Below are 8,431 nucleotides of genomic sequence, written 5' to 3' on the forward strand. Positions count from 1 at the left end.
AACCTGTTCCGGTCTCAAGCAATGCCTTAAGGCGATGCTGGAGATCTTTTTTATTTCAAAACATACTTAAGTATCTACTCAGTCATCCTTTGCGGCTAATATACTAAACTCATCATCCATGGATATCCAGTCTTGCGCAGATCAAGCCTGGGCGGAAAGGAGTGAATCATCATAAAATCGAACAGAAAAACGGCGATCTTGCTGGGGCTGCTGTTCATATCCAGCTTTATCTTTGGAATACTTAGCTCTGTTCCCGAGTTGGAACATCCGGATTATCTGGAAAAATTGTCAGAGATCGAAGTTCAGGTTTTGGTTGCAACTTTTTTTCAAGCGGCAATGGCCGCAGCATATGCAAGTATCGCGGTTGCATTATATCCAATACTTAAGACATACAGCAAAAGCTTGGCGGCGGGCTATTTCGGTTTCAGGCTGATCGGAGCGGGATTTCTTTTTGTTGGTATAGGCTCCCTGCTTCTTTTATTATGGTTAAGTCACCGTTTTGCAGCTGCAGGCCCAGCCGACTCATTGTGTTTAGAACTCATAGCGGAATTGCTCAGACGAGGCAGAGATATTCTGAATCATATTGGAATGATATTGCCCTGGAGTATCGGCGGCTTGATCCTCTACTATTGCCTGTATCAAATCAGGCTTATCCCAAGTTGGTTATCGATATGGGGGATGATAGGCTCCGTCTTTACTCTTGTGGCTACGTTATTATTGATGTTGAATATTATAGAATTAGTGAGCCCGGTCTACTTTATTTTAAACGCACCTATCGCTATTTGTGAGCTGATTCTTGCTGCACTTCTGATCTTCAGGGGGTTCAATTCCATTGGAATCAATCGAAACAAAGAAGGATGGTTCAGATGATGAAGCGGAAGCTGTCATTCTCGGATGTATGGAAATCACAATGCTCATCTCGTAAGAAGAAGCAATATCCCGATTTATGATACAACACGACTTCATGCCGAGGCTGCCGTTGATTTTGCGTTAGGAGACGAGGAGTACAATGAAAGCTATCCATTATGAACAGCGAGTAGAACCGTATCATAAGTAACGGCAAGTTTTCATCTATCCTATCGAAGAAGACGCAACTAAGAAGTGCACAAATAGTTGCGATGCGAAATTGCCGGTCTTTTATACTTAGTTCGAGAGGAGGGAATGAGATGGATTGGCTGGAAAGGATGAACCGGGCGATGGACTACATCGAATCGAACCTGGCTGGGGAGATTGAGCTGAGTGAAGTTGCGCAGAGAGCTTGCTGTTCGTCTCATCAGTTCCAAAGGATGTTCTCCTTCATTACCAATGTTACGCTGGCGGAGTATATTCGGCGCCGAAAGCTTACCCTTGCCGCACTCGAAATACAGAATAGCGAGGCGGCTAGAGTGATCGATATTGCCATCAAATACGGGTACGAATCCCCGGTTTCTTTCGCGCGGGCTTTTCAATCGCTTCATGGGGTTACGCCGGCAAGGGCTCGCCAAGACGGCATTGCTCTTAAAGCATATCCACGCCTCTCCTTCCTGATTACGATCAAAGGAGTAGATGCGATGAATTACCGAATTGAAACGAAGGAATCATTCGAGGTATTCGGCATGGAACGAGTTTTTCGCAGCGATGACGGCGGTGATGCGCCGAACACGCCGGCACAATTCTGGCAACAATGCCACGCCAATGGCGAAGTAGAGAGACTTGCTGCGAATGCCGGCGACTTGCCCCGTTTTGTGAGCCAAGATGCATACAAAGTACATGGGATATGCAGTTACAAAAATACAGGAAACGATACTTTCCCGTATATGCTGTTTGCCTTTAAGAGCGAAACCAGTAACGTGAACGGATATTCTACAATAACGATCCCCGCACAAACCTGGGCCATCTTTCCCTCGGAACCAATTGCAAGGGATGCGCTCGGTGAAACCATCGAGACGTTGTATCGACGATTTTATGCGGAATGGCTCCCAACTTCAGGATATGAGCAGGTGGATGAAATGGAATTGCAAGTTTGCGGCGAAAGAGCTGGGCTTCATACCGTTGAACTATGGTTCGCCATAAGGAAAATCTAAAGCACGCTTACGACTTTGAACACGAGTTAGTGAAATAATATGGAATCGTAAAGGAGATAGAGTCATGTTAAGAAAATTCAACCCTCCAGAGATGGTTTCCTCAGACGCATATAACCACGGTGTAGAGGTCTCATCATTTCAACGTTTGCTGTTCGTCTCGGGTCAAGTAGGCGTAGGTCCGGACGGAAATCCCGGTAAAGATATTCGGGAACAAACGGAATTGGCGATCGGCAATTTAAACAAAGTACTTGCCGGCGCAGATATGGATATGAACGACATCGTAAAATCCACAATCTATTTAACGGACGAAAGTCTAATCGGTCCTTTCATGGAGGCTGGTGCGGGATCCTTGCCTACCCCTCCGCCGGCGACGACGCTAGTTATTGTCAAAGCGCTCGCATCACCGGTCTTGCTCGTTGAGATCGAAGCCATCGCAGCGAAGTGAAGCTGTTCCCTTTTTGACGGGTTGTAAACGATGGCCTTCAAACTTGCCGTTACAGACAGCGCGGAGAACCGTATCATCGCTAATGGTAAAATGTTAAGGGAGTTCATCACCTCCCCGAGCCCGGTTTTGTGAAAATTTGCAAGGGTTACACCATCCAGCAAGCGAGGGTCAAAATCAGCGATAAAATCATAGTCGCTATAGATCCTCTTTAACAACTCATAAGTATCGGATTGCAGTGCTTCAATCGTGAAGTCAAAGAGCAAGTTTATTTTTGTTACTCGTCGCCCAATCATTCTTGGCGAATCTTTTGTGATTTGGATATCCTTGATGATCAGCGAAAGAAGGGATTTTTGTTCATTGGGATCGACGCTCATTAGTACGTTATAGAAGTCTGAAAGCAATTTCTTCAGTGAATTGAAGTCCACTGGCTCAGATTCCCGATTGTCCAATTGGAAAAGCAACTCTTCACGTTGTTGCTGGAGAGTTTTTAACTCGTCTTGAAGTGCGATCAGATTCGGCTTAAACATGTCCAATAACTCGGTATCCACTATGATTTTTTCTTTGAGGTTATTGAGTTTTTTTAGTGTCTTGTCAATTTTGCTTTCGATACGCTTCTTTTCTTCGAGAAGCGGTTTCTCTGCATTCATTCTGTCCGTATTAATCTTCTGCACCAGTTTTTTTAGAAGGAGATCGTTTGTTACGATGCGGGAGAGCTCATCGAAAACTTGTTTTTCCGCCACATCGGCACGAATCCCATGAGCACTGCAAACCGTTTTACCTTTATTATGGTATTGACCGCAGTTGTAGTATCGGTAAATTCGTCCGGATGAGCCTGGAGAACGCCCTGCAACCATCCCGTGTCCGCATTCTGGGCATCGTAGCAATCCTGCAAGAATAAATGGAGTATGAGAACGAACTGGCTTATATGAACGTTTTTTCATGATTCGCTGAACATTTTCCCATTGTTCGATAGAGATAATTGGATCGTGGTTGCCGTCGGAAAGGATGTAGTCGGTATTCTTGCCGCTACGCCGCTTTTCAGCCCAGTTTTCTAATTGATTAAAACGAATTTTCCCAATATAGATCGGGTTATTTAAGATGTTTTTAACCGAAAGAGTACTGAATGGATTGCCCTTTTTCGTTCTATATCCCATCTCATTTAATCTGCGTGTGATGGCTTTTAAACCCATATCTTGTTCGGCAAAATTGAAGATGGTACGTACAATATGAGCTTCATCCTCATTGATTATCAATTCCTTGTTAACAGCGTCGTACCTTAAGACAATGCCACCGTTGTACTTGCCTTGCTTGGCCCTCTCAGTCATACCCATTTTGACACGAGTAATAATGGTATTGCGTTCGAGCTCATTGATAGAACTCATGATCTGAAACATCGCAATGCCTACCGGGTTTGAGAGGTCAACATTCTCAGTAATGCTAAGTAACTGAATGTTGTTCTTTTGAAATATTTCAATAATCTCAAGGGAGTCCTTTGTTCTTCTTGAAAGACGGTCAGTTCTGTATATAAGGACTGATTGAAATTGCCGTTGTTTTACCTCCTTTAGTAATCGCCTCATTTGCGGACGGCCTTCAATGGTTTTTCCGCTAAATCCCTCGTCTATGTACCTTTCCACAATGTCTAAATTATTCTGCAATGCATAACGCTCCAACTCAGATAGTTGGGCTTGGATGCTGAACCCTTCGGTTGCTTGTTCCTCTGTACTTACACGAACATAAATAGCGGCTGTTTTCTTATTCATCAATTCCTCACCTCGTTGCTGTACTTTTCTAGTATTTTAGAAATTTGTTCTAACATGTCCTCGGTCTGGTCGTTGCCTAATTTTAATAACGTGACCGTTATCATGTGTAGAATGTCAGAGATGCATGAGAATATCTGATGGTTATATTGCAGTGAAGATAGCTCGGTCAGCAATTTTATACGATCAGTGAGTTCATGTTGGTCTGCAATATTATGGAGTCGATTAAGGGTATTCATTGCAAAATCGTGAATCATAGTATCTTCACGATTCAGCGGTTGTAGAGGCAGACTAGTCTCCAACCATTTGTCGTAAGGCATTTTGACGTTGTACTTATGACAAGTCGAGATCAGGTCAAAAAGTGATTGGCGAAATTGGGCTTGGTATGTCAATAAAACAATTTGCTCCATCTCGATTCCAAGTACATTCGCCAACTTTTCTGCATTTTCAAAGGACGGTGCGTATTTACCGGTTTCTACATCCCGGATGTAGGTATGAGATACACCGGTCTTTTCCGAAAGCTCCCGATAACTCAGTTCCATTTTGACTCGCTTCGATTTTATTAAATCTGCAATATTCATTGTTTTCACCTCAAACTTAGTATAATCGTAAAATAAAAACTTTACAACAATAAATCATTATGCTAAAAATATAAATCAAGAACTGTAAATAAAATACTTTACAATAAAAAGAGGTGATGTCGGGTGTCAAGAAAGCCATATGATTTCATTGACACAAAAAATGCATTTGCTCCTGAAGATAGTCAAGATTTAGTTGAGTTTCTTCAAGAGCGGCGGCGTGTAGAGCAACTTTTTCTGTCCAAGCTTGCTCTGATCATTGATTATTATTTGCACAAAAATCGTGATCCACCAGCCGGGACAGATGGTTGTACTCAATAATTTTGAAATTGAATACAGAAAATGCTGTTCCCACTAAGTAGGTCATAAACCGTTCGGGACTACGGACTGAAGGAGGACGAAACCTTGGTAGATACAACGAAATTCGACATTGCGGTTAAACTTACAGAAGCACAAATTGAGCAAATTTCTTGGAGCGAAGTTAAGAAAACCATGAAAAAAGGGCTCGTCACATGCGAGTTGTTTGACCAGTACGATGACACCCAACCACGCCTTATTTACAAATACAAGGAAGATGACCCGAAAAGGGCGTGGTTGAAACTCGAATTATCGGTGCCGCGATTTCTGTACGGAAGCAACGTCTACGAGTTGAAGCAAGTTGAAGTTGAGCCCCTGTTTAGGAAGCTCCGCCGATTTGTCGCAAGTATGTTGCAGATTCCCCTTTCGCAAGTGCCTCATTACAGCGAATGGGAAGTCGAAAAACTGCATGTTTGCAAAAACTTCAATGTCGGCCCGCTGATACAGGATTACCTCAGCCTGCTGTCTGGCATACAAAAGCCCGGCGGGTACAAGACTGTCCCATTCAGGGCCGCCGACAGCAACAAACTGGAATCCGTCGCCTATCAACGTAAATCAAAAAAGAACCGGAGCATCCATAAGTTTTACGATAAGCGGGCAGAAGTGGATCAGATGTCAACTCACCCGAATAAAGCACAACATCTGCGAGATGCTCAAGGCTTGCTACGGTACGAGATTGAACTTACCTACAATGAAATGAGGAAATTCAGCCCCTCAAGGCGGGCAATTGAGTTGCTGACCCCTCAGATTGCCGTTAAGGTACTTCAAGACGGTCTGAGTTCTCTGGGGCTAACGAAACCAATTAAGCATTCTTCAATAAGGGGCATGCTCGACGCCATAAACAGGACAAGCCTCAACGTCAGGACGAAAAACATGCTGATTGCATTTCTCTCCGAATTGCATCTTTATGGCAAGGGCTATTGCAAGAATAAATACCCGAGGACAACCTACTACGACAACTACAACAAGCTAAAGGAAGTCCTCGGGATGGATGAGATTCTTTTCTCCGAAGTTGACCTGCCACCACTCAAAGTCCATAAAGATTCGTTTAAGAACAAAAAAAGTCGCTCCATCAGCAGGCGAGCTGAGGAAACGACCATCCAATAAATTGACTAATGAAATTATAACATACTTCATTCCAATTCAGATACAGCGGAGGTAAAAATACATGATTCAATACATTGAATTTCGCATGTTTGTAGATCTGGATGAAGAGCAAGCAATGCATCTGCAAAAGCGTAAGTCCAACCTTGATATTTCTGTCGAGTTGCCAAGAGTCCGCAACGCACCTCTGCAAGTTGTAAATGTGCGGGTCGATGTTCCTTCTCTGCTTGCGGCTGGGGAGTACGAAGAAAATCTATCGATTGGAAATGTGAGCTCTTTTATCACTAAAATTCAACAATACATCTGCAATTGGTACTATATCAGGCCAGAGCAAGTGCTTCACATTAATCAACTCCCTTATTGCATTGTTGACAAGCTCACTATTGGGCAAAATGTCTTTCTCGGAAATCGGATTTTCTATTACGAAGATATTCCGAAAACAGAATTCATTCGATACCAATCAGATAGTAGATGGGTATACCATTTAGGCCCCAAAGCCGATTTTCTGACAGCATTCCACGGACAAGGTAAAAAGCTTTTTCAGTTGACCGATTCCTTCGCCAAAAGTGATTATACCAGGAACATTCGCATTTCTGAGGGCATATTCAGTTATCGATTTGATCTTACCCGGGAGCAGATGACAAAGATCAGCCAAAAGCGACTATTACATGAGCTTATCGACGATGTCAAGCTTTACGGCTTGCTTAAGGAATGGGCCAACAAATTGCCCAAAATGCCGATGTTTTATTCGATGGAGGAAATCAAGCTGTACATCAGGAGTACTCAGACCTCAATACGAAATAAAGAACGCCTGCTGAGATTTCCTTCACCTTTTTTTGACTTGTGGCTATGAAGGATGCAAGCAGTATTATTCACCCGCATCGTTCTCGCGGAATTACTCGGATTTGAAAAAGTTACTTGCAGTTCCGGCTATTCTGCTGGCAGAGCATAACGATCATGTATTGTTTCTCCAACCGTACCGCGAATGGCTGGCAGACAGCCGTCAAGGCCGAGGCGAAGCCGAGCTTGTACCAGCCTTGACGAGCGGATTCTAACGCCAACACTAATGTCTTGTCCTTAGCGTTTAGCTAAGGTACGCCACACGGCGAGTGACGGGATTGCAAAGGGTGTAATCCTTTGCGTTTCCCCGGACGGGGACGGAAGGGGCGATCTTTTGTTTTGAGTATCGCCACTCTATCCCGACACATCGCTGTGAAGTAATGGGTGGCGGGCGGCGAGTGCAAACGAGCCGCCCAACTTCCCATTACTGGCATGTCGATTGGTTTTCTTGTAGAATCAATCGGCGTATTCATCAAATTGAAGCTCAAAGCCCGGCCCTAATGCTTGTAAAACATCTTGAGGTAAAGCGACCATATATGCGTCATCCTCAACAGATACAGCTACTTTGTACGCATAGAAGGGCAATATAACCGCAGGCCGATGAATCCATCGGCGTCGGCCAGCAAAGATGCAAAGCTCGGTGTCAATTGATGTAACTCGCATCATCCACTCTTCGGCACTCAGTACAAAGCCGGATGGAAACTGCAAGCCTTTCTCGCTTGCTACGAGGCTAATACGGGCGTTCTTACTAGCCGATAGACCCTTTATGCCTCTCGGCACTCTAAGTTCATCTACAGCGGATTTTACGCTCCTTAACGCCATTTCGATCATTCGCGGTAATCCGCCAATCAACTTCAGCAGAGTACGGTATGGCATCCGCAAAACATCCGCGTTGATTAGTAGTATCCTTCCGGCCCGGTCGATCATCATTTTGTAATGGTCAGCGGCAGAGTCACATGCATTGAAGAATTGAACTCGCCAACCGCCGCACAGCTTTTCTAAAGTCCGCCAGAAGAAGCCTGCTTTACTTCGTCCGCTAACTGCATTATTGTCTTCTAATGCTATAATCTCGAAGCGTTCATTTGTCAATTCGAAGATGCATTCAATCTTCCTCATACCTCCTGTGGATTCATCGTGAAGTGAGGCTTCAATAGTACCAACGACGACGATAATTTGCGGATGAAGCCCGACAACGCTATCCGTATCTGCTTGTTGCACCGCCACCGGTAAAAACTGCTGTTCGTCATTTTTGTTCATGTAGATCGTCCTCCAATGTGTGATTTGATG

9 protein-coding genes and 1 pseudogene are annotated in these 8,431 nt (G+C 44.1%); 7 read left to right on the forward strand and 3 right to left on the reverse strand.

Annotated features, from left to right (window positions below; translation table 11 throughout):
• Positions 1–198: 198 nt before the first annotated feature.
• From ACFSW5_RS14605 to ACFSW5_RS14615, 3 genes are all read left to right on the forward strand, one after another.
• Positions 199–870: a DUF4386 domain-containing protein gene (locus ACFSW5_RS14605; RefSeq protein ID WP_379274366.1), complete on the forward strand. Its 672-nt coding sequence runs from the start codon at positions 199–201 to the stop codon at positions 868–870.
• A gap of 296 nt (positions 871–1,166) precedes the next feature.
• Positions 1,167–2,063 carry an AraC family transcriptional regulator gene (locus ACFSW5_RS14610; RefSeq protein WP_379274368.1) on the forward strand — a complete coding sequence of 299 codons (897 nt, stop codon included), beginning with the start codon at positions 1,167–1,169 and terminating at the stop codon, positions 2,061–2,063.
• 91 nt (positions 2,064–2,154) lie between these two features.
• On the forward strand, positions 2,155–2,508 hold the full coding sequence (locus tag ACFSW5_RS14615) for a RidA family protein (protein WP_379274398.1): 354 nt from the start codon (positions 2,155–2,157) through the stop codon (positions 2,506–2,508).
• 722 nt (positions 2,509–3,230) lie between these two features.
• Here the strand turns inward: ACFSW5_RS14615 and ACFSW5_RS14620 are convergent.
• Both ACFSW5_RS14620 and ACFSW5_RS14625 read right to left on the reverse strand, forming a co-directional pair.
• Positions 3,231–4,268, reverse strand: a pseudogene (locus ACFSW5_RS14620) (recombinase family protein); the annotation flags it as partial.
• A complete protein-coding gene (locus tag ACFSW5_RS14625; RefSeq protein WP_339166941.1) occupies positions 4,268–4,846 on the reverse strand; it encodes a helix-turn-helix domain-containing protein in 579 nt (192 codons plus the stop codon). The pseudogene ACFSW5_RS14620 and the gene ACFSW5_RS14625, both read right to left, overlap by 1 nt.
• A 123-nt stretch (positions 4,847–4,969) precedes the next feature.
• Here ACFSW5_RS14625 and ACFSW5_RS14630 point away from each other — a divergent pair, with 123 nt between their 5' ends.
• The 4 genes from ACFSW5_RS14630 (at position 4,970) to ACFSW5_RS14645 (ending at position 7,359) form a co-directional block, all read left to right on the forward strand.
• Positions 4,970–5,164 carry a hypothetical protein gene (locus tag ACFSW5_RS14630; RefSeq protein WP_124332262.1) on the forward strand — a complete coding sequence of 65 codons (195 nt, stop codon included), beginning with the start codon at positions 4,970–4,972 and terminating at the stop codon, positions 5,162–5,164.
• An 84-nt stretch (positions 5,165–5,248) separates the two neighbouring features.
• The gene (locus tag ACFSW5_RS14635; RefSeq protein WP_316560575.1) at positions 5,249–6,307 is read left to right on the forward strand and encodes a hypothetical protein; all 1,059 of its coding nucleotides are present in this window, start codon (positions 5,249–5,251) and stop codon (positions 6,305–6,307) included.
• Between the two features lie 61 nt (positions 6,308–6,368).
• Positions 6,369–7,157, forward strand: a complete 789-nt coding sequence (locus ACFSW5_RS14640; RefSeq protein WP_379274373.1) for a hypothetical protein — start codon at positions 6,369–6,371, stop codon at positions 7,155–7,157.
• A gap of 52 nt (positions 7,158–7,209) precedes the next feature.
• Complete coding sequence (locus ACFSW5_RS14645) at positions 7,210–7,359, forward strand: hypothetical protein (protein WP_379274375.1); 150 nt, start codon at positions 7,210–7,212, stop codon at positions 7,357–7,359.
• 241 nt (positions 7,360–7,600) lie between these two features.
• Here ACFSW5_RS14645 and ACFSW5_RS14650 read toward each other — a convergent pair whose 3' ends face one another.
• A complete protein-coding gene (locus ACFSW5_RS14650; RefSeq protein WP_124332266.1) occupies positions 7,601–8,401 on the reverse strand; it encodes a hypothetical protein in 801 nt (266 codons plus the stop codon).
• Positions 8,402–8,431: the final 30 nt, after the last annotated feature.

Source organism: Paenibacillus thailandensis (genome assembly GCF_042685365.1).
Taxonomy (GTDB): Bacteria; Bacillota; Bacilli; order Paenibacillales; family Paenibacillaceae; genus Paenibacillus_AP; species Paenibacillus_AP thailandensis.